Raw genomic sequence first — 23,312 nt, forward strand, 5'->3', positions numbered from 1 at the left:
ATACCTGAAGGTTACACCATAAATCACGGCCCGCACTTACAAGGACTGGCGCTGGGTCTTTACCTGGACAGCCTCAACAGGCCTTGAATTGATTCCCTGTGAACGGTCGAAGTCTTTTTCTTATCGATGAGTATCCGCCTCCTCAGCCGGATAAAACTCACCTTCCTTCCCTATCCTTTTGAGCTGTTCGCGCACGATCAACTCAACGCTGGCAACTGCGGCTTGATCGTCAGGGTCGACCAGCTGCAAGGACAGGCGCTGGATATTCTGATCGTGGGTGCCCTCACTCATCATCTCGTGCGTAAAGACTTGTTCACCTCGCCATAGGCAAAGTTGAGTATGAGTTTCTCCGAGCCATATTTCGTTGATTGATCTGAGGTCGGTGGTAGCCAGTTGATCGACAGTGATTGTCTTATCCATTGCGCCGTACCTTACCAATGAGTAGATACACATAGACTTGCGGGCCCAGGGGTCGCTCCAAGTGAAGGCAGTTCACTGCGATTTCCGATGATGACGAAACCATCCCGTTCGTCCGCTTCCAGCCCTTCCTGCATCTCAGCCAAACCAGCAAAGAACATCGACTTCATGATCAGAAATACCGCCGGTGGTAAATCACCCACTCATCAGCAATTGAGGCTATGGAATCACCAGAGTGATCGAGCAACGCTTTGATCTGCGAATTCGCAGAGGCGAATCGATCAGTAATGAGATGACCAGGCGTTTACGGCGAAGGTGTATGGCAACAGAGCGAGAGCGCGAAGCCCTGCCAAGGAAACCGAAAACGCGTTTAGCGACTACGACAAGCGACAACAGCGACTATAGTCATTGGTGAGCCAGAGCGAATCCTGTCGCTGCTCTCCCCAACTGGCCCTCAATTCAATACCGCGAAAGCACGGCGAGCGTCGTCGTGCTTCTGGACGCGGAATATGAACGTCTTGCTGCCGAAAACACGCAGGCTCAGGCTGAGATCGTGGCAGCGTTGCCTCTTATAAATCCCTTGATGGTGGATGGAGTTATCCCCGCCGGGCAAGTCGCATCCCCCCTGAGTAGACCCCAAACTCCTATCTATCAGGGCTCAAGCAATGAACACTTCAGAATTTGGTGATGCAGAGGAAACGAAAGACGACCTGGTTCAGGAGCCGCTGCCAGCCGGCACCGTAGCGCCCGACTTCTTACTGTACGCGACTCCCGATCAGCAATTGTCGCTACGCGAGCTGAAGGGAAATCCCGTGATACTGACGTTTTATCCCGCCGATTGGAGTTCGGTTTGTGGCGATCAACTGACCTTGTACAACCAGTTGCTACCCACATTCAGAGAATACGGTGCGACGCTCCTGGGTATCTCAGTCGACAGCGCCTGGTGTCATCAGGCCTTTGCCAAAGATCGGAATTTCCACTTCAGCCTGCTGGCCGATTTTGAGCCCAAAGGAGCTGTGGCGCGACGGTATGGAGCGTACGACTCCCACCTGGGAGTTTGTAAGCGGGCACTGTTCGTGATTGACAAGGAGGGAGTGATCGCCTGGAGCTACATTTCACCAATGGCAATCAACCCAGGGGCGGACGGCATTCTGGATGCGCTGGATGCGCTGGCGAATGCACCACAATGCACGCCAACCAAAAATTAACAGGTGATCACATGGCCACTCTCAAAGTGCCGGTAAGTGCCAACGACCATCGCCAGGGAAGCGCGCATGCCAAAGTCACCTTGGTGGAATTTGGCGATTATGAATGTCCCTATTGCGGTTTAGCGTATTGGGTCGTCAAAAATCTCCAGCAGCGTTTTCGCAACGATTTGCTCTTCGTGTTCCGTAACTTTCCCCTGACCACCGCCCACCCGCACGCAATGGGTGCAGCCGTCACCGCTGAATATGCAGGGAGTCGAGGACTCTTCTGGGAGGCTCACGACGAACTGTATGAAAATCAGGATCGATTGGGCATGCCACTGTTTCGGGCCATCGCTCTAAAACACGGTCTCTCCAGTGAAGAACTTTATGTTGCGCTGCAGGAAGGCACTTACCTGGCCAAAATAAAATCCGACTTTAATGGCGGTGTACGGAGCGGCGTTAACGGCACCCCCGCGTTTTACATTGACGGGCTTCGCTATGACGGGGTTCCAGAGTTCGCCGAGATGAGTCAGATGATTGAGCGTTCGTTGGTGAGTTGACGAAATGGCCGGATAATCAATTCGCCTGATAGTTCCCCACCGTAATCGAGGCGGCATGTACGGCTGTTGAACGGCAGCATCTGCCCGATCCAATTGGCTCGCTGCCACGCACTCGCCATTTGGCCATATACAGACCGCCGATACGGAGCCAGCAGCGAATGAAATCCTTGAAGTATTATGAAAAAAATCGACACGCCACATGGTTAGAGTTGTTTTTTGACCTGATTTTTGTTGTTGCAATTGGCAAGGTTACACACACTCTCGGACATGTTCATCAAGGCCACTTTGAACAAGAGCAACTATGGACATTTCTCCTGCTTTTTGTTCCATTGTGGTGGGTTTGGTCCAGCCACACGATTTACTCCAACAGGTTTGATACAGACAGCAGCCTTCACCGTCTGGCCACATTATTTATAATGTTGCTGCTGATTGTGTTGTCTGCACGGATCGGTGAGGAATTAGGATTAAACTATCCGCTTGTTATTTCCTGCTATTTTGGAATACGTGCCATCATCAGCATTATGTACATTTCATCCATCAGTAAAATCGACTACCGCAGCGAATTATCCTCCAGGCTTGGCTTTGCGCTGTCAATTAGCGCAATGGTTAGTCTTTCATCCATCCTTTTTGACCCACCTGTGCGTTACGTTGTCGCTTACATTGGGATTTTCCTTGACATTCTGCTGCCTGTATTTTTTTGGAGCAAATCAAAGCCATTGCCAGCACATACGGAACACTTGGTTGAACGACTAGGCTTACTCACCCTCATCTTATTGGGTGAGTCAGTCATTAGCCTTGCTGGAGGATTATCCGGCATTCAATGGGATCGTTATAATGTGATGGCAGCAATCACCGGCTTTATCATGATTTGCAGTATCTGGTGGATCTATTTTGATAGCTTTTACCTGCTGAGCAAAAATGATAGCAGTATGAGCGGGCACTCCTTAATCTACTCGCACCTCTTTCTATTTATAGGGCTGGCCCTCCTCGCAAATTTGATTAGACATGCAATCCTGAATGACATTGTGATTCGCGATTTTCAGATTATGTCAATCATCGGCATGACCTTGTTTTTCCTGGGCAAGCAATATGGCTATTTCGTAGCCGTACCTAAAATAAGGAAGTACATACTGCAAAACACCTTGATCGTGTTGTCTTTGGCAGGGCTGTTTATATTCCTGCCCCGCGCCGAGTACATATTGATCGGACTAACAGCAACCATGATCTGTTATGTTTTGTTGAATTTCAGATATCGTTAAATGTTTATTATTCGAGCATGGAGCTCGCAGGTGCATCAGTGGTATCACCGGGACGAACCTGCTGAGTCATTCGCTGCGCCACTTCAATCAGTACCTGATCGCCGAAGTAGTGTCCGATCGAATCGTTGATGGATTTGAATCCATCCAGATCAATACACATCACCGCCAGACGACGCTTACGCATTAGCTATCAGCTTTGATGCTCGATCGCACAGACACAACGTCAGCCCCTGAGATACAGCAGATTATCCCTTGCCGACTTCAAGAACGGCATATTTCGACTGAGCCCTTTTGCTAGCTTATTCAAACCACAGGGCACCCCATATACCGGTGCCCCGGCGTCGCTCTGACCTCCCTCCGTCCCTGCGGTTAACAGCCCCCATCAGTCCTCTAAGGAGCTAGTTGGATGACAACACAATCTTCGAATACCTACACCGTGGATTCGCAAACGGCTCAACAGTTTTATATCAATGGTGGCTGGTGTTCGCCGGCAACGCCTGCCAGTTCGCCCGTGGTCAATCCGGCGACTGAAAGCGTAGTTGCAGAGGTTGCCAGCGGGTCGGCCGCAGACGTTGATCGGGCCGTCGCTGCAGCGCGTGCTGCGTTTCCTCACTGGTCTGCAACCTCCGCCGAAACGCGCGCGAGCCTTCTTGGAAAGATTTACGACCTGATCCTTGAACGAAAAGAGTCGCTTGCGCAGGCCCTATCTCTGGAAATGGGTGCTGCCATCGTTTTCGCCCGAGCGATGCAAGTGCCTTTGGCGGCCGAACATGTTCGGATTGCCCGTGATCTGCTGTCCACCTACCGCTTCCAGACGGTTGAAGGCGGCACCGCGATTGACCGCGAACCCATTGGCGTCTGCGGTCTCATCACCCCTTGGAACTGGCCGCTTTATCAAATCACCGCCAAGGTGGCTCCAGCGATTGCGGCCGGATGCACAGTGGTGCTGAAACCCAGCGAGCTGTCACCACTGAGCGCCCTTCTTTTCGCCCAGCTGGTGCATGACGCCGGCCTGCCACCGGGTGTCTTCAATCTGGTCAATGGCACGGGCCCCGAGGTCGGCGGCGCCATGGCTGCGCACCCGGATATCGATATGATTTCGATCACCGGTTCAAACCGTGCAGGTGCGCTGGTCGCACAGGCGGCTGCTCCTACAGTGAAACGCGTCACCCAGGAACTGGGCGGCAAGTCACCCAACGTGCTGTTGCCCGATGCGGACTTCGCCAACGTCGTGCCACTGGGCGTGATGACGGCGTTTCGCAACGTCGGGCAATCCTGCAGCGCCCCGACCAGAATGATCGTACCCAGGGACCGGCTGGCGGAAGTCGAGGCACTGGCCGCCGCAACCGCCAACGCGATCATCGTGGGGGATCCACAATCGGAAGAAACGGTACTCGGTCCGATAGCCAATGAGGCTCAGTTCAAGCGCGTGCAAGCCATGATCGAATCGGGCCTGAATGAAGGGGCCAAACTCGTCTGCGGCGGACCAGGCCGCGTGCCTGGTCATGAAACAGGCTTCTATGCCCGACCGACTGTCTTTTCCGATGTCGACTCGAGCATGCGCATTGCCCAGGAGGAAATCTTCGGGCCAGTGCTGTGCATCATTGCCTATGAAACGCTCGATGAGGCTGTCGCGATCGCCAACGACACCGTGTACGGACTGAGCGCCCACGTTCAATCCCGCGACCTTGATCAGGCACGCGCCGTTGCCTCACGCATCCGCGCAGGACAAGTGCTGCTGAATCACCCGGCCTGGAATCCCATGGCCCCATTCGGTGGCTACAAACGATCCGGAAATGGTCGTGAATTTGGTGTCTACGGCTTTGAGGAATATCTGGAAACCAAAGCAATCGTAGGCTTCGGTGGCTAGCACACAATGGGGGACAGTCAGCTGTCCCCCTATTGGATCGCGCCTGATGGATGTAGGGAACTTCAGTGCCGCAACAACTTGCGCAACGGCACACCGTCCTTGAGCACCGGGGACTTGATAACGATGTAGCTGAAGTACTTGGAAATGCCGATGTTTTTATCCAGCAGGCTTTCAATCACTTCCTGATAGTGCTGAATACTGCGCGTCATGAAACGCACCAGATAATCGTAGCCACCACTGATCAAATGGCACTCGAGCACCTCATCCACCAGCCGAATGTTCGACTCGAACTTGGCGAAGTCTTCACGCTTGTGGTCACTCAGGGTGATTTCGGTGAAGACCGTTACCGATTCGGTGATCTTCGCCAGGTTCAGGTGTGCCTTGTAGCTGGAAATGTACCCGGCCGATTCCAGCCGTTTGACCCGTTGCAGACAGGGGCTGGCCGACAATCCCACGGCATCGGCCAGGCTGACATTGGTCATGCGCCCGTCCCTCTGCAACTCAACCAGGATACTGATGTCGATGCGGTCCAGTTTGACTAAACCTTCCATTGCGAACCTCTTGACTGCCATTTGTAGGACAATCTACTAGCAAAATCAGCGCCGTAAACACTGCTGATGCTGTGCGACCAGATCAGCCATGCTGTTGATGCAATAATCCGCAGCACATGGGGTCGGCTGTTGGCCCCGTTCGCGACCGATCAGACACACATCGGTCAGCGCCGGGCCACGGGCGGCGGGTCGGGTCACCCGCAGAATGTGCTCCGGCTTCAGCTCGTTGGCATTCAACCAGTCCTCGTCCCGCAGCGGATCGCTGGCCAGCGAAATAAAATCATCGGCCACAATCCCCAGATGCTCGCACAACACGGCGCGATCCTCGGCATCCCGGTCGCCCACCACCAACAGACGATAAAACTTGCGCAAGTACAGCATCGCTCCCGGCGCGTCTTCGAACAATGACCAGTTGGCAGCAGAGCGCGCGAAACTCATGCCCTCCTCCCAACTGGCGTTCAAGCTCCAGCGCTCGGCCAGTTGGCGATGGGCAAAACACAGCAATCCGCTGAAGCCCAGTTCGGCAAAGCGCGGATAGAGCGCCTGCACCACCTCGCGAAATTCGCCCAGCACCTGTTCCTTGTCCGGGCGCCCGCCCCGGCTGTCGAGCAACGGCTGCAGCGCTGTCCAGACACCCGAATCACGGTCAACCAGGACTTCGTCGCAATCGATGAGCAGTGCTCGATAATCAGTCAGCCCCATGGTGTACACAGCCTCCGATGATGCGTTTCATCAATCCGTGCGCCAAAAAGGTTCAGCGACGCTGGCCAGCGACCGCGCCGCTGAACCCGGCGGACATCAGTTCAATACCCGTGCCAATGCAGCCTGCAGCATCTGCAACGCTTCATCGATCTGCGCTTCGGTCGTCACCAGTGGCGCGAGGAAGCGCAAGACGTTGCGATAGACGCCACACTTGATCACCAGCAAGCCACCTTTGCGTGCTTCATCGATCACACGCTGGTTCAGATCCGCGTCCGGGGAGCGCGCTTCATCGTTCTTGATCAGCTCGATGGCCAGCATGAAACCGGTGCCGCGTACGTCACCGATCTGCGGGTGACGGCGCTGCAACTGCAGCAAACCTTCACGCAGGCGCTTGCCCAATGCATCGCCACGTTCGAGCAGTTTCTCCTCTTCATAAGCGTCGATCACTGCCAGGGCCGCTGCGCAGGAAAGTGCATTGCCACCGTAGGTGCCGCCGAGGCCTCCAGGCAGTGGAGAATCCATGATTTCAGCTTTGCCGACCACGCCCGACAACGGCAGCCCGCCGGCCAGACTCTTGGCGACGGTGACCAGGTCAGGCTGGATGCCGGCGTGCTGGAAACCGAACCACTTGCCGGTGCGGCCGAATCCGGTCTGGATTTCATCGAGGATCAGCACGATGCCGTGCTTGTGGGTCAACTCACGCAATGCCTGGAGGAATGGTGCCGGCGCCGCAAGGAAACCACCGTCGCCCTGTACGGGTTCAATGATGATCGCCGCAACCCGCTCCGGCGCAACCTGAGTGGCGAGCAACTCGTCCAGCGCCTTGAGCGCCATCTCACTGGTGACGCCGCGATAGGCATTGGGAAATGGGGTGTGAAACACCTCCGGCGCGAATGGCCCGAAGTTCTGTTTGTAGGGCTGGCTCATGCCGGTCAGCGTGGTGCCGAGCAAGGTGCGTCCATGGAAACCGCCGCGGAAGGAGATCACCGCAGAGCGGTTGGTGTGAGCGCGGGCGATTTTCACCGCGTTCTCCACGGCTTCGGCACCGGAGGTGAAGAACGCCGCTTTGTAGTGTTCCTCGCCACCTATCATTTCGCACAAACGCTGGGCCAGATCCAGATACGGCTTGTAGGCCACCACCTGGAAGCAGGCGTGCGAGACCTTATGCAATTGGGCCTGCACCGCTGCAACCACTTTGGGATGGTTATGGCCGATGTTCAGCACGCCGATGCCGCCGACGAAGTCCAGATAACGCTGGCCGTCCACGTCCCACAATTCAGCCCCTTGGGCGCGATCAATCACCAGTGGATGAGCGGTGACCAGTCCGCGTGGCACGAACTGATCACGCTGACGGAGTAAATGAGGCGTTTGGTCGACTTGGCTGTTCATGGCATTTCCCTTCGTGATTCCGGCAGCCCGGAGTGAATGCAGGAGGTGGTTACACAGGGTCTTAAGATTAAGACTTGTGCGGAACGAACTACGCCGAACTTGGCCCCTGAGAAATCCGGATCGACTGTTTTCACCCTGCCAAACGGCAGATTCCTTCAGGCCGCCGAATCTGCCGGACGCGTGCGTATATGACGTGGCGCGCAGTGTTCGCAGCGCTGCTTTCGACAGATCCTGCTCTGGCGTTGGGCGATGATGGGAGCACCTTCAACCTCCTCAGGAATTGACCATGGCCCTGCTTTACAAAGCTGACCCCGTGCGCGGCGAACGGTGGAAAGCACTGTTCGCCGAACATGCCCCGGACATCGAATGGCGCGCCTGGCCGGACATCGGCGATCCCGCAGACATCAAGTACCTGGCGGCGTGGCAGGCGCCGGAAGATCTGCAGACGGTGCTGCCGAATCTGCAGGTGTTGTTTGCGTTGTCGGCCGGCGTCGATCAACTGGATCTGAGCCGTGTCCCGCCAAGTCTTCCGGTGGTGCGCCTGCTCGATCCCGGGATCACCCAAGGCATGTGCGAGTACGCCAGTTTTGCCGTGCTCGCTTTGCACCGGGACATGTTGCGCTATCGCCAGCAGCAGATGGCGCGGTGTTGGCAGGCGCACCTGCTGCAGCCGGCGCATCAGCGTCGGGTGGGAGTGATGGGCCTCGGTACTCAGGCGCAGCAGATTCTCGCCACCTTGCAGCCCCTGGGCTTTGCCCTCAAGGGCTGGGCGCGCAGCGCGCATCGGATTGCCGGCGTCGAGTGTTTTGCCGGTCGCGAGCAACTGCCGGCGTTTCTGAGCCAGTGCGACATTGTGATGTGCGTATTGCCGCTGACCGAGCAGACCCGTGGCATTCTCGACCGTGAGTTGTTTCGCCAATTGCCGCGTGGCGCTGCACTGATCAACATGGGGCGCGGTGGGCATCTGGTGGAAGAAGATTTGCTCGAAGCGCTGGACAGCGGGCAACTCAGCGGAGCGGTGCTGGATGTGGTGCAGAACGAACCGGCGCCGGCGGATCATCCCTTCTGGGGCCATCCGCAGATTCTGCTGACGCCGCATATCGCGGCGATGACCCAGCCGGAAAGTGCATTTGCTGTCCTGCTGGAGAACATCCGCCGCTTCGAACGCGGCGAGCCCATGAACGGTCAGATCGACCGCAACAAGGGCTACTGATTCAGACCCTCTGCACGAGCGAGCAGGCTCACTCATGCAGAGGATGACGATGTTTCAGAGGAATTCGGCGATGGCCCTGCCGACATCCTGGGTCGAGCCCTTCCCGCTCAGGTCCGGGGTGATCGGGCCCTCGGCGATCACCCGCTCGATCGCCTGCAGGATACCGTCGTGTGCTGCACGATAACGCTCGTCACCGTTGCCCAGGAAATCGAGCATCAGCGCCCCGGACCAGATCATCGCAATCGGGTTGGCGATGTTCTGCCCATAGATGTCCGGCGCCGAACCATGCACCGGCTCGAACAGCGACGGAAAGCGTCGCTGCGGATCAAGGTTGGCCGACGGCGCAATGCCGATGGTTCCGGCACACGCCGGCCCCAGGTCGGAGAGGATGTCGCCGAACAGGTTCGACGCCACCACCACATCGAACCGATCCGGTTGCAGAACGAAGCGCGCGCACAAGATATCGATGTGCTGCTTGTCCCACGTCACTTCCGGGTACTGCGCAGCCATCAGCGCGGTGCGCTCGTCCCAGTACGGCATGCTGATCGAAATGCCGTTGGACTTGGTCGCTGCGGTCAGGCGCTTGCGTGGCCGGGTCTGGGCCAGGTCGAAGGCAAACTTGAGAATCCGGTCGACACCCCGGCGGGTGAAGACCGATTCCTGCAGCACAAACTCATGCTCGGTGCCTTCGAACATCTTGCCGCCGACCGATGAGTACTCGCCTTCGGTGTTCTCGCGAATCACCACGAAATCGATATCCCCCGGTTCGCGTCCAGCCAACGGGCATGGCACCCCGGGGAACAAGCGCACCGGCCGGATATTCACGTACTGGTCGAAGTCGCGACGGAATTTCAGCAGCGACCCCCACAGGGAAATATGGTCCGGCACTTTCTCCGGCCAGCCCACGGCGCCGAAGTAAATCGCGTCGAAGCCCTTGAGCTGTTCGAACCAGTCCTCGGGCATCATCTGCCCGTGTTCCAGGTAATAATCGCAATGCGCCCAGTCGAGCACTTCAATGCTCAAGTCCAGCTGCCATTTCTTCGCGGCCTGCTCCAGAACCCGCAGCCCCTCGGGCAACACTTCCTTGCCAATCCCGTCGCCGGCAATCGCGGCGATCTTGAAGACCTTGCTCATCAGTTGTGGCTCCTCCGTTGTTGTGAAGTTACAAGCCGCCGATGTGGAAGGCTTTGACTTCAAGGTATTCGTCAAGACCGTATTTGCTGCCTTCACGACCCAGCCCCGATTGCTTGATGCCGCCGAACGGCGCGACTTCCATGGAGATGATTCCGGTGTTGAGGCCAACCATGCCGAATTCCAGCGCCTCGCCGAAACGCCATGAACGCCGCAAGTCTTGAGTGAAGTAATAGGCGCCGAGGCCAAACGGTGTGGCGTTGGCCAGGGCCAAGGCTTCGGTTTCGTCGGTGAACCGCATCAGCGGCGCGACGGGGCCGAAGGTTTCTTCGTTGGCCAGGAGCATGCCGGCGTGGGCACCGCCAAGCACCGTCGGTTGCACAAATTGACTGTCACCCTCGGGAACGCCGCCGCAGAGCAACTGCGCGCCCTGGCTCAAGGCATCATCGATGTGGCGGGCCACCTTGCTCACGGCCGCCTTGTTGATCAGCGGGCCGATGGTCACGTTGTCTTGCAGGCCATTGCCGACCTTGAGCTTGCCGACCTCCTCGACCAGACGCTGGGCAAAACGCTGGTAAATGCCGTCCTGTACCAGAATCCGGTTGGCGCAGACGCAGGTCTGCCCGGCGTTGCGAAACTTGCTCAGCATGATCCCGGTAATCGCCTGCTCAAGATCAGCGTCGTCAAACACAATGAACGGTGCGTTGCCGCCGAGTTCCAGGCTCAATCGCTTGATGTGTTCGGCACTCTGGCGCATCAGCAAACGGCCCACCGCAGTGGAACCGGTGAAGGAAATCTTGCGCACTGTCGGGTTGCCGGTCAGCTCTTCGCCAATCCCGGCGGGCATGCCGGTCAGCACATTGAACACCCCGGCCGGAATGCCGACGCGCTCAGCCAACACCGCCAACGCGAGCGCTGACAGCGGCGTCAGATCCGACGGCTTGACGATGATCGGGCACCCCGCCGCCAGAGCCGGTGCACACTTGCGGGTAATCATCGCGTTGGGGAAATTCCACGGCGTGATCGCCGCGCAGACACCCACCGGTTGCTTGAGGGTCAACAGTCGGCGGTCGCCGCTGGGCGCCGGCATGGTTTCGCCGTAAATCCGCCGAGCCTCTTCGGCAAACCATTTGACGAAACCCGCACCGTAGCGGATTTCACCTTTGGCTTCATTCAGCGGCTTGCCTTGTTCGCAGGTCATGATCAGCGCCAGATCATCGAGGTTGTCGATCATCGCCTGATACCAACGCTCCAGCAGCGCCGCTCGTTCGGCGGCCGGTCGTGCCCGCCAGGCGGGCCAGGCCTGTTCGGCGGCGGCGATGGCGCGTCGGGTTTCCACGCCTTGCATGGCGGGCACGCGGCCGATCAATTCGCCGCTGGCCGGGTCGACGACATCCAGGGTCGCGCGGTCATCGGCGCCGATCCACTGGCCGTTCACATAAGCGAGTTCTGCGAGAAGACCGGGGTCTTTCAAACGATTCTTGAGCATGGTCGAGTCCTGATCCGAGACAGATTCCAGTCTAGGGAGACTCGACGGATAAGGATGCTGAAAGCGCGTAGCGGACAGTGTCGGCTGCTGAAATTGACGGTGGAACAGCAGAATTGCTGTTTCCTATCGTTTCAGCGAACCGAGCAAACCCTCCAGAAAGCGCTCCCCCGCCTCCATCTGGCTGATCTCGATAAACTCGTCCGGCTTGTGCGCCTGCTCGATCGATCCTGGCCCACAGACAACCACCGGCACATCCAGACGCTGCTTGAACAACCCGCCTTCCGTACCGAACGAAACCTTGGACGTCGCGGTATCCGGCGCCGCGAAATTTTTCAGAAAACGTACCGCTTCGACGCTCGGGTGGGTGTCCAGTCCGGGATAGACGTTGACCGTTTCAATCTCGATGGCCGCCACACTTGAGAGCTTCTGCGCCTCGCGCACGATCACCTCGGCACGCTCCTGCATCTGCGCGAGAATCTGTTCCAGATCATCGGCCGGCAAATTGCGCACCTCAAAATCCACCGTGCACAGATTCGGCACGATATTCAGCGCCCGACCACCGCCGATCTGGCCGACGTGCACGGTGGTGTAAGGCACGTCGTAATCGGCATCCCGGGCGCCCTGCTCCTGCAGTTGGCGCTGGGATTCACGCAACGCAGCAATGAAATCGCAGGCAACGTGGATCGCGTTGACCGAGCGCGGCGCCAGCGAAGAATGCGCCTCCAGCCCCCGACAATAAGTGCGGTACGAGCCCTTGCCCTTGTGCCCCAGCACAAACTGCATGTTGGTCGGTTCGCCGATCAGGCACAGGAACGGTCGCACCGGCGCCAGGTGCAGCACATCGAGCAAACGCCGCACGCCAACGCAGCCGATTTCCTCGTCGTGTGACAGCGCCAGTTGCAGCGGACGGCTGAGGGAATGTTCAGCAGCGTCAAGCATCGCGTCGATGGACAGGGCGATAAAGCCTTTCATGTCGCAACTGCCGCGCCCGTAAACCCGCCCGTTCTGCTCCGTCAGCTGGAACGGTGGAACAGTCCACGCCTGCCCCGCTGCTGGCACCACGTCGGTGTGTCCGGACAGCAGAATGCCCGGTTGGTCTTTCGGACCGGTACTGGCAAACAGATTGGCCTTCTTGCCGCTTTCGTCCTTGACGATCAGCGACTCGATGCCCTTGCTCAGCAGCAACTCGCGAACGTACTCGATCAACGCCATGTTCGATTCCGACGACACGGTATCGAACGCAATCAATCGTTTGAGAATCTCCAGTACACGGGGTTTCATGAGGCTTTGCTCCGTTGTTCGGCCAGGGGGGCGAACCGGCGTATGGAAAAGGGTTCAATCAACGTGGAGGTACTGCCGGTACTGATCAATTCAGCCATGACGTCACCGACGCCCGGCCCCAACTGGAAGCCATGGCCACAGAAGCCGAACGCGTAATACAAGCCATCGACCGTACCGCTTGGCCCCATGATCGGCAGCGAGTCCGGCAGATAGCTTTCGATGCCGCTCCAGACTCGAATGATGTTCAGATTGCCGACGCCCGGCAGCAGTCGGCGCATTTGCCGGATCTGGTTGAGGATGCTGCGCGGCTCGACATAAGCGCGGCGATTGAGCATGTCCGGTTTGCTGCGATAGCCGCCGCCAATGATGATGTTGCCGCGCGGAATCTGCCGGAAATAAATGACTTCCTCAGGGATCTTGGTGAACACCCCAATCACCGTCGGCAAGGCGTACGGCACCGGTTCCGTCACCGCCATCTGCGGGCCATGGGTGTCCAGCGGAACCGGTTCGCCGAACTGCGCGGACAGTTTCTCGCCCCAGGCCCCGGCGGTGATCAGCAGTTGTGCGGCGCGATATTGCCGGCCATCGGTGGTGGTGACGCTGAACTCGCCTGCGGTTTTCTGCACCTGGGCCACTTCGGTCTGTTCTTCGATACGCGCACCGATCCGCCGCGCCGCCCGGGCAAATGCCGGCGCCGCCAGACGCGGGTTGGCGTGACCGTCATGCGGCGCGTAGGAGCCCCCCTTCACGTCCGGCCCCAGAAATGGAAAACGCCGATGCAGTTCAGCGCCGCGATAGACCTGCAGATCCAGTTGGGCCGCCTCCGGTGCAGCGGCATACGCCTCGAGCTCGGCAATTTCGTCTTCGCGGTAACACACGCGCATGTGGCCGCTGGCGATGAATTCCAGATCGTCGTCAATCAGCTCCGGCAAGCGCTTCCACAGCGCAAACGAACGGTTGGCCAATTCCAGTTGCCCCAGATAACGGCCCTGACGCCGCACGTTGCCGAAGTTGACGCCGCTGGCGTATTGGCCAATCAGGTCGCGCTCGAGCAGCGTCACGGAGTGCCCGCGCTGACACAGGAAAAACGCTGACGCCGCGCCCATGATGCCGCTGCCGATAATCAATACATCACTTTTCTGCGGGTTCATGACGGCTCCTCGATGATCACCATCGGCAACGGTTTGACGGGGGCCTGACCGCGTTGACGGCCGACCTGCTGCACACTGACGCCGGCCGCGGCGGCAATCACTTCGGCGCCGGCCTGGGAGCAGTAGCGGCCCTGGCAACGGCCCATGCCGACCCGACTGAAGGCCTTGGCCCGATTGACTTCACACGCGCCCTTTTCACTGACCGTACGGCGCAGTTCGCCCGCGCTGATCATCTCGCAGCGACAGACGATCGCCGAATCCGGCAACGCCCGGGCCTGTTCGGCGGGCCAGGGAAATGCCTGCGCCAGACCGAGGCGGAACTGATCCATCAACGCCAGTGCGCGCCGTTGCTCCGCGCGCAAACCGGCATCCACCGGTTGTTGCTGATCCTCCAACAGAGCCATCGCCACCAGACGTCCGGCATGTTCAGCCGCATCGGCGCCGCGGATCTTTGCCCCGTCGCCAGCGGCATACACACCGCTGACCGAAGTGCGGCCCTCTTCATCAAGCGCCAGCCACCATTGGCCGGATGCTTCATCAAAACGCATGCGGCACCCGGCCAGATCGGCCAGTTGGGTTTCCGGACGCAAGTGATACCCCAGGGCCACGGCATCGCAATCGATGTCCAGGTTTTCGCCTTTGGCTGAGCGCACGCGCACGCCACTGACGCCGCTAGTGGCATCTCCCGATATCTGCTCCGGCTTGATCCCCAGGTGCACCGGAATTTTTGCCTGGTACAACTGCGCCAACAGTTTCATCCCGGTGAGCAACACCCCGGGCCGCGCGAGCATCTTCGGCAGCGCCACAATGCGTTTGCTCATCGGCGATGTATCAAGCACCGCGGCGACGTTGGCGCCGGCCTTCACGTACTGGCTGGCCACCAGATACAACAGCGGGCCGCTGCCCATGAACACCACGCGATGACCGATAGAAACCGCCTGCGACTTGAGCGCGATCTGCGCCCCGCCGAGGCTGTAGGTGCCCGCCAGCTGCCAGCCTTCAATGGGCATCAAACGATCCGTGGCGCCGGTGCAGAGGATCAGCGCGTCGTAGTCCACCGTCGTATGGTGCCCCTGACTGACGCAGCACAACTGCTTGGGCACCAGATTCCACACCAGCGTGTCGGGCCGGTAATCGATGTGTGGGCGCAAGCGCTCGAAACTCTCGTGCAGGTCGCGCGCCTTGGCCGCTTCAGTGCCGTACAGCGCGCGGTAGTCGCGGGTGAAACCTTCGGGTTGGCGCCGATAGATCTGGCCGCCGTCGCGGCGATTTTCATCGATCAGGACCGGCTTGATGCCGGCCTTCACCAACGTCTCGGCGCAGCGAATCCCCGCAGGGCCGGCGCCGACGATAACTACCCGTGCAGTGGCCATGTCGCCTCCGGTTGTGTGGTGACGAGATCCAGCCCTTCACGGACTTCACTGGAGCACGCACGCAGACGTTCGCCGCTGCGCGTCCACACCCAGCAATCCTGGCAGGCGCCCATCAGGCAGAACCCGGCACGTCGACCGGCATCGAACTCCGACTGGCGCAGCGCATTGCCCTGAGTGAGCAATGCGACCATCAGTGTGTCGCCCTGCAACGCCTGGATGGGCACGCCATCCACGGTCAACCCGACGGTCACCCGACCCTGCTCGGCCAGTCTCACAAAACGAGCACTCATGCATAGGCTCCCTGATTCAAGGTGGTCACGTCCCGCTGGGTTTTCAGCAGTTCGACGCTGTCGTGGTGGCAAAGAATTTCACTGCCACCGTCGATGATTCGGCGGTTGGGTGCCGTACGGTTGCACAGGCCATCGACGCGCACCGGGCAGCGATTGAGGAAGGTGCACAGCTCGGCGACATTGGCTTTGGGCCCGATGGACGGCAGTTCGCCGCAAGTCGTCCCGCAGGTTTCCAGCCAGCCCTGGCGCAGCTCCGGCACCGAGTGAATCAACAGATCGGTGTAGGGATGGAACGGTGCCTGCGCAAACGACTGGCGGCTGCCGGCCTGAACCTTGTGGCCGCTGTACATCACCACCACGTCATCGCACAGCGCGCGCACGGTGGAGATGTCATGACTGATGAACAGGTAGGACACACCGAGCTGCTCACGCAAGTCGCGGAGCAATTCGAGAATCGCGGCACCGACCACGGTGTCAAGCGCCGAGGTCACTTCATCGCAGAGGATCAGATCGGGTTTGGCCGCCAGTGCCCGCGCCAGGTTCACCCGCTGTTTCTGCCCGCCGGATAACTCGCTCGGACGACGCTCGGCCAGGGCTCGCGGCAGGCGCACCAGATCCAGCAATTCACCGATACGTTCGCGCAACGCCGCGCCTTTGAGGTTGAAATACATTTTCAGCGGCCGACTCAGAATCGTGCTGATGCTGTGCATCGGATTGAGCGCCGTGTCGGCGTTCTGGAACACCATCTGGATCCGCCGGAATTGCTCGTCGCTGCGTTCGGCCAGACAACCGCCCAGCGGTTGCCCGTCAAAGGTCAGCCCGCCCAATGCCGGCGTGAGCAGGCCGGCCACCACGCGGGCCAGCGTTGACTTGCCCGAACCCGACTCGCCGATCACGCCAATCGCCTGGCCCCGGCGCACGGTCAGATCAATGTCTTCCAGTACACGAATGGCCGGCATGCCCTGGGTGTTCTTGTTGCCGTAACCGGCAGTCAGGCCGCGAATGGTCAGCAGCGGGGTTTCTTCGGCAATACCGCCAGGTGGGCGGATCGTCGTGTCCGGCCGCGCGGCGGCCAGCAAACTGCGGGTGTATTCATGACGCGGGCCTTTGAGCAGCGCCGCCGTGGCGCTTTGTTCGAAGATCTGACCGCCATTGAGCACGACAATCTGATCGGCCATTTGCGCCACCACGGCCAGGTCATGGGACACATACACCGCTGTCGCGCCACGATCACGCACCACGCGTTTGAACGCTCGCAACACGTCGATCTGGGTCGTCACATCGAGCGCCGTGGTCGGTTCGTCGAGGATGACCAGCAACGGATCACTGATCAGCGCCATTGCCGCCATCACCCGCTGCAGTTGCCCGCCGGACACCTGATGCGGGTAACGCTGGCCGATGTGATCCGGGTCCGGCAGGGCCAGGTCGCGGAACAGTTCAATGGCCTTGGCCTCAAGGGCGGCGCGGGTGCCGAGGCCATGAATCAACGCGCCCTCCACCACTTGGTCGATCAGCTTCTTCGCCGGGTTGAAAGCCGCCGCAGCGCTCTGCGCGATATACGACACCCGATTACCGCGCAGGCCCTGCAATTGCTGCTCGCTGAGCGCGAGCATGTTGTGCTCGCCGACCTGTACCACGCCGCCGGACAACCGACAGCCCCGTCGGGCATACCCCAACAGAGCGAGGGCAATGGTGGTCTTGCCCGAGCCCGACTCGCCGATCAACGCCAGCACTTCACCTTGTTCCAGGGCAAAGCTCACGCCTTTGACGATTTCGGTTTCCCCGTGTTCGCCGCAAGCGACCACGCGCAGGTCTTCAACTCGAATCAATTGGGTCATTTCAATGGCCTCCCGTGCGGCGACTGCGTCGCGACGACACTCTGTCGATAAACAGATTCACGCCGATGGTCAGGGTGCCGATGGCCAGCGCCGGGATGACGATGGCCGGCGCACCCTGATTGAGGCCGCCGATGTTTTCCCGCACCAGCGAACCGAGGTCGGCATCCGGCGGTTGCACGCCCAGTCCGAGAAAACTCATGCCGCTGAGCAGCAGCACAATGAAACCAAACCGCAAGCCCAGGTCAGTCAGCACCGGGTTGAGCATATTCGGCAGGATCTCCACGCACGCGATGTACAAGCGCCGCTCGCCACGGGTTCGGGCGACCTGCACATACTCCAGCGCTTCGATGTTCACCGCCATGCTGCGGGCGATACGGAACGCGCCCGGGGCGAAGCTCAACACTGCCGTGCTGATCAACAGCGTCACTGAAGAGCCGAACGCCGAGACCATGATCAACGCGAGCATCTTGCTCGGAATCGAGATAAAGGCGTCCATCAAGCGGCTGATCACTTCGTCCAGCCACTTCGGCGAGACCACCGACAGCAGCGCGCAACCGGTGCCCAGCGCACTGGCCAGCACCGCCGCAATCAACGCCAGGCCCACGGTGAAACGTGCGCCGACGAGCACCCGGCTGAGCATGTCGCGGCCCAGATAATCAGTGCCGAACGGGTACACCGCGCTGATGTTGTCGAACACATTGCCTGAAACCACTTCGCCGACCGGATGCGGCGCCAGCCACGGGCCGACCAACGCGACCAGCAGCCAGATAACGCAGATGGCGGCGCCGATGAGTCCCAGCCACGCGGGCCCGTGAGACACTTTGCCGGCTGACAGATCGGGGGCCGCGGGCGTCGATTTCACAATGAGATTGTTCATTGGTTTCTCAGCCTCGGATTGGACAGAATCGCGCACAGGTCGGCAATCAGCACCAGACCCAGATAAGCCGTACAGAACAACATGGTGCAGGCCTGCACCAGTGCCATGTCACGGTTGGTCACGGCATCGACCATCAGGCTGGCGATGCCGGGATAGTTGAAGATGGTTTCGACAATCACCACCCCTCCGAGCAGATACGACAGGCTCAGCGCAATCGCATTGGCGATCGGCCCGATGGCATTGGGCAAAGCGTGGCGCAGTACGATGCGCATCGGACTGACGCCTTTGAGCCGGGCCATTTCCACGTAGGGGCTGTCGAGCTGGTCGATCACTGCCGCGCGTGTCATCCGCGCCATTTGCGCAACGATCACGCAACACAGCGTCATCACCGGCAAGGCATAGGTGCGCATGAATTGCCACGGTGAAGTGATGTCACTGGCATAGGACAGCGCCGACAACCAGCCCAGGTTTACCGCAAAGATCAGCACCGCGAGGGTCGCCACCAAAAACTCTGGCACCGCGACCATGGCCAGGGTGGTGAAACTCAGGACACTGTCGATCCGCCCGCCCCGGCCCATCGCCGAGCCGATGCCGAGAACCAGCGCCACCGGCACCGACACCAGCGCGGTGGCGGCCGCCAGCATCAAGGTGTTGGGCACGCGCCCGGCCATCAGCTCGACGACCGGCATCGCGTTGGATACCGACACGCCCATATCGCCACTGAACAGGCTCATCAACCAGTGCAGGTAACGCACCACACCGGGTTGATCGAGCCCCAGTTTCAGGCGCAGCGCCGCCACCTGTTCCGGAGTGGCAAACTGGCCAAGGGATTGTTGCGCCGCGTCTCCAGGCAATACCGCCGTGATCGCGAACACGACCATCGATACGATCAACAAAGTCACGATCGCGGCGCCCAGCCGTCGACCGATCAACCACAGTGTGCTGCTATTCATCGCCTACCCTCCTGCACCTGGCTTGCCGTTCATTTCGACGGCTCTGTTCAAGCGTCCAGCCAGACCTGCTCGGCGAACATGTAACCCATGAAGCCGCCGAGCGGGTTGCTGCCGTAGCCCTTGATCCGTTGATCGACGCCGTCGATGTTGCTGATGAACACCGGAATGCCGATGCCACAGTGGTCGTGCACCAGAGTCTGCATGTCCGCGTACATCTTGCCGCGCTTGGCATCGTCGGTTTCGCCGCGGGCGAGCATCAGCAACTGATCGAACTGTTCGTTCTTCCAGCCGGACTCGTTCCACGGCGCCTTCGACTGGAAGAACTGCGAGAACATCACGTCGGCGTTCGGACGTGGGTTGATGTTGCCGAAGCTGATCGGGTGCTTCATCCAGTGGTTGGACCAGTAGCCGTCGCTCGGCAGGCGCTTGACGTCGAGTTTGAGCCCGGCCTGTTTGGCCGACTGCTGCAACAGCACTGCGATATCGACGGAACCCGTTGCGGCAGGCGACGCAAACAGCTCCATGCTGATGTTTTCCATGCCCGCTTTTTTCAGCAGGAACTTGGCTTTTTCCGGGTCGTAGACTGTTTGCGGCAGGTCGCTGTTGTAGTAGCGCGAGCCGGGCGCGATCGGATGATCGTTACCGACCACGGCAAAGCCGCGAAACACCGCCGACTTGATCTGTTCGCGATCGAGCAGGTACTTCATCGCCTGGGTGAAATCGGCGTTCTGACCTGGCAGCTGATCCTGACGGATGATCAAATCAGTGTAGTTGCCCGACGGCGCATCAACGACCCGGTGTCTGGCGCTGGCCTTGATCCGGTCGGTGGAGCGCGGGTTGACCTCGTTGATCATGTGCACGTCGCCGGACAGGAGCGCGTTGACCCGCGATGGCTCGTCGCCGATGGCAATGAATTCGATTTCGTCGAGGTACGGCAGGCCTGGCTTCCAGTAGCCGGTGTTGCGTGCGGCGACCGAACGTACACCCGGTTTGAACTCCTTGACCTTGAACGGTCCGGTGCCAATGCCCTGGTTGAAGTCAGTGGTGCCTTCGGGAACGATCAGCAGATGCGAGACGGCCAGAATCGACGGCAATTCGGCGTTCGGGGCAGTCAGGCGAATCTGTACTTCGTTGGCCCCTGTGGCCTTGATTTCGGCGAACTGCTCCATCAGCGGCATGACTTTGGAGCCGGTCAGCGGATCCTTGTGTCGTGACAGCGAGAACACCACGTCGGCCGCGCTGAGGGTTTTGCCGTTGTGGAAAGTCACGTCCTTGCGCAGGGTGATCGTCCACAGGGTCGCGTCGGTGTTATCGATGCGCTCGGCCAGTTCCAGTTGCGGCACCAGGTGCGCGTCGAAACGGGTCAGGCCGTTGTAGAACATGTAATGCCGCACATAGTCGGTGGACAGCGCGCCTTTGGCCGGGTCGAGGGTATCGGCGGTGGAGCTGGACATGCCGGCGACACGTATGCGCCCACCCTGCTTGCCTTTGCCCGGCGTCGCCGTATCGTCGGCCAACAGCTTGCCCGCGGCACCGAACAGGCTGCCGGCGCCGGCAGCCGCTACACCGGCCACGCCGAGCATTTGCAACGCGTGACGGCGTGACATGCCGCGATTGAGGCCTTCGAACACCCGCAGGCTTTCTTCGCCCGAGATCAGAGGTGAGTCGTTCTTGTGATCAGTCATTTCAGTGCTACCTGTCGAAATTAAGAAGGCTCAAGTGTTCCGGTTGGCCGGAACGTCCTGGAAACGCAAACGACGGTAAAGCCACAGCATCAGCTCAATGCAAATAGTCCTGAAAGCGGTAATAGGCGCCCACGAAAGGCAGGAACCACGGCTTGCCGAAATGCCCGGGGATCGCCGGCCAGTCGAGTTCACGCCAGGGGTTGGCCTCGGCATTGCCCGCCATCACATCGGCCATCACCTGCCCCATGTGCACCGACATCTGCACGCCGTGGCCGCTGTAGCCCATCGAATGGAACACGCCACCGTGCTGGCCGGCTCGCGGTAAACGGTCGGAGGTCATGTCTACCAGGCCGCCCCAGCAGTAATCGATCCTGACGCCGGCCAGTTGCGGAAACATCTGGATCATTGCCGCCTGCAGCACCTTGCCGCTCTTGGCATCGTTGACACTGTCGGACATGGCAAACCGCGCGCGCCCGCCAAACAGCAGGCGGTTGTCCGGGGTCAGGCGGAAGTAGTTACCAATCATTCGACTGGTGACATAAGCGCGGCGCCCCGGCAGCAACTGGTCGATCAGCGTCCGCGGCAGAACCTCGGTGGCAATGACGAAGCTGCCCACCGGCACAATCCGCCGCCGATACCAGCCCAGACCACCGTGCTGACAGGCACCGGTCGCCAGCAGAATCTGCCCGGCGTGCAGCGATCCCTGGCTGGTGTTGACCTGATAACCACCAGCCCGGGCTTTCCAGTCGAGCACCGAGGTGCCCTCATGGATCAGCGCGCCGTGACGCACCGCCGCTTCTGCCAGACCGACGCCGAAACGCCCGACGTGCATCTGCACGCCATTGCGCTGCAACAGGCCGCCATGGAACTGCGCAGAGTTGACTTCGGTGCGGGTCTGTTCGGCAGACAGCAATTCAACATCGGCATCGACTTCGTTGCGAATCAGCTCGCAGGTGCGGGCCAGCCCTTCGTAGTGCAGCGGTTTTGCCGCCAGTTTCAGCTTGCCGTTGCGCAACAGGTCACAGGCGATCTGCTCCTGCTCGACCAACGAGACAACGCTTTGCACGGCACTTTCGTAAGCCTGGTAATAGGCTTTGGCCCGGTCGGCACCGAGGCTGGCGCTGAGGCTGGCGTAATCTTGCGCCACCCCCGTGTTGCACTGCCCGCCATTGCGTCCCGAAGCCTCGCCGATCACGCGCCCGGCTTCCAGCACCACCACACTGGCGCCCTTGAGCGCCAGGGCCCGGGCTGCCGCCAGCCCGGTGAAACCGCCACCGACGATGGCCACATCGACTTGCCCGGGCAAACCGCCGAGCTGTGCGCCGGTGAAGGCCGGTGCGCTGTCGAGCCAGTAGGATTCACTGCCCATGTTCAATCCCGCCTTTGCCAATGAGGATGTCGTTACAGGCCGACCAGTGCGGCCAGACCGCCGATGTCCGGGATCTGGTGGTAGCTGTAGAAGGCATTGCCCGGTACTTCGTGGCCACGGGCGACGAAGGCCTTGTTCTTGATCTTCATGTCGTGGGCCGGCATCAGGTCGTAACGGAAGCTGGAGGACACATGCAAGATGTCTTCCGGGCCGCAGTTGAGGTTGTCGAGCATGTACTCGAACGCCGCCAGACGTGGTTTGTAGGCTTGTGCCTGTTCGGCCGTGAAGACTTTGTGAAAAGGTGCGCCGAGTTTTTCGACGTTGGACATGATCTGGCTGTTGCTGGCGTTGGAGAAAATCACCAGGGGAATCTTGTCGGCGATTTTCGACAGGCCGGCCGGTACGTCCGGGTGCGGGCCCCAGGTCGGAACGGCGTCGTAATACAGCTGGCCTTCTTCGCGGTATTCGATTCCCCAACGCTTGCAGGTACGCGCCAGAGCGATCTTGAGAATCTCGTCATACGGCATCCAGTCGCCCATGACCTGGTCCAGGCGATAGGCCGAGAAATCCTTGACGAACTGATCCATCTGCTCAGCGGGAACGCGATCGGCGAAGAGTTCGCGGGTCATCGTACCCATGTGGAAATTGGTCAGCGTTCCGTAGCAGTCGAAGGTAATGAATTTGGGGCGAAGAAAGCTCATTGAGTGCGTTCCTGAAGTTCGTTGAG

21 protein-coding genes and 2 pseudogenes are annotated in these 23,312 nt (G+C 59.7%); 6 read left to right on the forward strand and 17 right to left on the reverse strand.

Annotated features, from left to right (window positions below; all coding sequences use genetic code 11):
* Nucleotides 1-120: 120 nt before the first annotated feature.
* Nucleotides 121-420 (reverse strand): hypothetical protein, encoded by a 300-nt coding sequence (locus tag K3819_RS15145; RefSeq protein WP_221397355.1) that lies wholly within the window; start codon nucleotides 418-420, stop codon nucleotides 121-123.
* Nucleotides 421-768: 348 nt separating this feature from the next.
* On the opposite strand from K3819_RS15145, the pseudogene K3819_RS29465 reads away from it, so the two are divergent.
* From K3819_RS29465 to K3819_RS15160, 4 genes and pseudogenes are all read left to right on the forward strand, one after another.
* Nucleotides 769-1,050: pseudogene (locus K3819_RS29465) on the forward strand (TolC family protein); the annotation flags it as partial.
* A gap of 32 nt (nucleotides 1,051-1,082) precedes the next feature.
* Nucleotides 1,083-1,625 carry a redoxin domain-containing protein gene (locus K3819_RS15150; protein WP_221397356.1) on the forward strand — a complete coding sequence of 181 codons (543 nt, stop codon included), beginning with the start codon at nucleotides 1,083-1,085 and terminating at the stop codon, nucleotides 1,623-1,625.
* Nucleotides 1,626-1,636: 11 nt separating this feature from the next.
* Nucleotides 1,637-2,164, forward strand: a complete 528-nt coding sequence (locus K3819_RS15155; protein ID WP_103385244.1) for a DsbA family protein — start codon at nucleotides 1,637-1,639, stop codon at nucleotides 2,162-2,164.
* A gap of 158 nt (nucleotides 2,165-2,322) precedes the next feature.
* Entirely contained in the window at nucleotides 2,323-3,423 is a 1,101-nt protein-coding gene (locus K3819_RS15160) for a low temperature requirement protein A (RefSeq protein ID WP_085610305.1), read from the forward strand.
* A gap of 40 nt (nucleotides 3,424-3,463) precedes the next feature.
* Here the strand turns inward: K3819_RS15160 and K3819_RS15165 are convergent.
* Nucleotides 3,464-3,604: pseudogene (locus tag K3819_RS15165) on the reverse strand (diguanylate cyclase domain-containing protein); the annotation flags it as partial.
* Between the two features lie 225 nt (nucleotides 3,605-3,829).
* On the opposite strand from K3819_RS15165, the gene K3819_RS15170 reads away from it, so the two are divergent.
* Nucleotides 3,830-5,293 carry an aldehyde dehydrogenase family protein gene (locus K3819_RS15170; RefSeq protein ID WP_221397357.1) on the forward strand — a complete coding sequence of 488 codons (1,464 nt, stop codon included), beginning with the start codon at nucleotides 3,830-3,832 and terminating at the stop codon, nucleotides 5,291-5,293.
* A 62-nt stretch (nucleotides 5,294-5,355) separates the two neighbouring features.
* Here K3819_RS15170 and K3819_RS15175 read toward each other — a convergent pair whose 3' ends face one another.
* From K3819_RS15175 to gabT, 3 genes are all read right to left on the reverse strand, one after another.
* Entirely contained in the window at nucleotides 5,356-5,844 is a 489-nt protein-coding gene (locus K3819_RS15175) for an Lrp/AsnC family transcriptional regulator (RefSeq protein WP_039768527.1), read from the reverse strand.
* A gap of 45 nt (nucleotides 5,845-5,889) precedes the next feature.
* A complete protein-coding gene (locus K3819_RS15180; protein WP_221397358.1) occupies nucleotides 5,890-6,546 on the reverse strand; it encodes a 2-haloalkanoic acid dehalogenase in 657 nt (218 codons plus the stop codon).
* A 96-nt stretch (nucleotides 6,547-6,642) separates the two neighbouring features.
* The gene (gabT, locus tag K3819_RS15185) at nucleotides 6,643-7,935 is read right to left on the reverse strand and encodes a 4-aminobutyrate--2-oxoglutarate transaminase (RefSeq protein WP_221397359.1); all 1,293 of its coding nucleotides are present in this window, start codon (nucleotides 7,933-7,935) and stop codon (nucleotides 6,643-6,645) included.
* A 286-nt stretch (nucleotides 7,936-8,221) separates the two neighbouring features.
* On the opposite strand from gabT, the gene K3819_RS15190 reads away from it, so the two are divergent.
* Nucleotides 8,222-9,148, forward strand: coding sequence for a glyoxylate/hydroxypyruvate reductase A (locus K3819_RS15190; RefSeq protein ID WP_221397360.1), 927 nt, complete (start codon nucleotides 8,222-8,224; stop codon nucleotides 9,146-9,148).
* Nucleotides 9,149-9,202: 54 nt separating this feature from the next.
* Here K3819_RS15190 and K3819_RS15195 read toward each other — a convergent pair whose 3' ends face one another.
* The 12 genes from K3819_RS15195 to K3819_RS15250 all read right to left on the reverse strand — a co-directional run bounded on the left by K3819_RS15195 (nucleotide 9,203) and on the right by K3819_RS15250 (nucleotide 23,286).
* The gene (locus K3819_RS15195; RefSeq protein WP_221397361.1) at nucleotides 9,203-10,282 is read right to left on the reverse strand and encodes a tartrate dehydrogenase; all 1,080 of its coding nucleotides are present in this window, start codon (nucleotides 10,280-10,282) and stop codon (nucleotides 9,203-9,205) included.
* 28 nt (nucleotides 10,283-10,310) lie between these two features.
* Nucleotides 10,311-11,768: an NAD-dependent succinate-semialdehyde dehydrogenase gene (locus tag K3819_RS15200; RefSeq protein ID WP_085610310.1), complete on the reverse strand. Its 1,458-nt coding sequence runs from the start codon at nucleotides 11,766-11,768 to the stop codon at nucleotides 10,311-10,313.
* 123 nt (nucleotides 11,769-11,891) lie between these two features.
* Nucleotides 11,892-13,049, reverse strand: coding sequence for an acetylornithine deacetylase (argE, locus tag K3819_RS15205; RefSeq protein WP_085610311.1), 1,158 nt, complete (start codon nucleotides 13,047-13,049; stop codon nucleotides 11,892-11,894).
* A complete protein-coding gene (locus K3819_RS15210) occupies nucleotides 13,046-14,200 on the reverse strand; it encodes an FAD-binding oxidoreductase (RefSeq protein WP_221397362.1) in 1,155 nt (384 codons plus the stop codon). Before K3819_RS15210 ends, argE begins: the two co-directional genes overlap by 4 nt.
* Complete coding sequence (locus K3819_RS15215; RefSeq protein WP_221397363.1) at nucleotides 14,197-15,573, reverse strand: NAD(P)/FAD-dependent oxidoreductase; 1,377 nt, start codon at nucleotides 15,571-15,573, stop codon at nucleotides 14,197-14,199. The genes K3819_RS15210 and K3819_RS15215 overlap by 4 nt, the downstream gene beginning before the upstream one ends.
* Nucleotides 15,555-15,863 (reverse strand): (2Fe-2S)-binding protein, encoded by a 309-nt coding sequence (locus K3819_RS15220; RefSeq protein ID WP_221397364.1) that lies wholly within the window; start codon nucleotides 15,861-15,863, stop codon nucleotides 15,555-15,557. Before K3819_RS15220 ends, K3819_RS15215 begins: the two co-directional genes overlap by 19 nt.
* A complete protein-coding gene (locus K3819_RS15225; RefSeq protein WP_221397365.1) occupies nucleotides 15,860-17,701 on the reverse strand; it encodes an ABC transporter ATP-binding protein in 1,842 nt (613 codons plus the stop codon). Before K3819_RS15225 ends, K3819_RS15220 begins: the two co-directional genes overlap by 4 nt.
* 1 nt (nucleotide 17,702) lies before the next feature.
* The gene (locus tag K3819_RS15230; RefSeq protein ID WP_221397366.1) at nucleotides 17,703-18,578 is read right to left on the reverse strand and encodes an ABC transporter permease; all 876 of its coding nucleotides are present in this window, start codon (nucleotides 18,576-18,578) and stop codon (nucleotides 17,703-17,705) included.
* Nucleotides 18,575-19,531, reverse strand: a complete 957-nt coding sequence (locus K3819_RS15235) for an ABC transporter permease (protein WP_221397367.1) — start codon at nucleotides 19,529-19,531, stop codon at nucleotides 18,575-18,577. Before K3819_RS15235 ends, K3819_RS15230 begins: the two co-directional genes overlap by 4 nt.
* A gap of 47 nt (nucleotides 19,532-19,578) precedes the next feature.
* A complete protein-coding gene (locus tag K3819_RS15240) occupies nucleotides 19,579-21,216 on the reverse strand; it encodes an ABC transporter substrate-binding protein (protein ID WP_039768550.1) in 1,638 nt (545 codons plus the stop codon).
* A 94-nt stretch (nucleotides 21,217-21,310) separates the two neighbouring features.
* Nucleotides 21,311-22,585 carry an FAD-binding oxidoreductase gene (locus K3819_RS15245; RefSeq protein WP_221397368.1) on the reverse strand — a complete coding sequence of 425 codons (1,275 nt, stop codon included), beginning with the start codon at nucleotides 22,583-22,585 and terminating at the stop codon, nucleotides 21,311-21,313.
* Nucleotides 22,586-22,617: 32 nt separating this feature from the next.
* Nucleotides 22,618-23,286 (reverse strand): haloacid dehalogenase type II, encoded by a 669-nt coding sequence (locus tag K3819_RS15250; RefSeq protein WP_085610318.1) that lies wholly within the window; start codon nucleotides 23,284-23,286, stop codon nucleotides 22,618-22,620.
* Nucleotides 23,287-23,312: the final 26 nt, after the last annotated feature.

The organism is Pseudomonas sp. 3-2 (assembly GCF_019710535.1).
Classification (GTDB): Bacteria; Pseudomonadota; Gammaproteobacteria; order Pseudomonadales; family Pseudomonadaceae; genus Aquipseudomonas; species Aquipseudomonas pharyngis.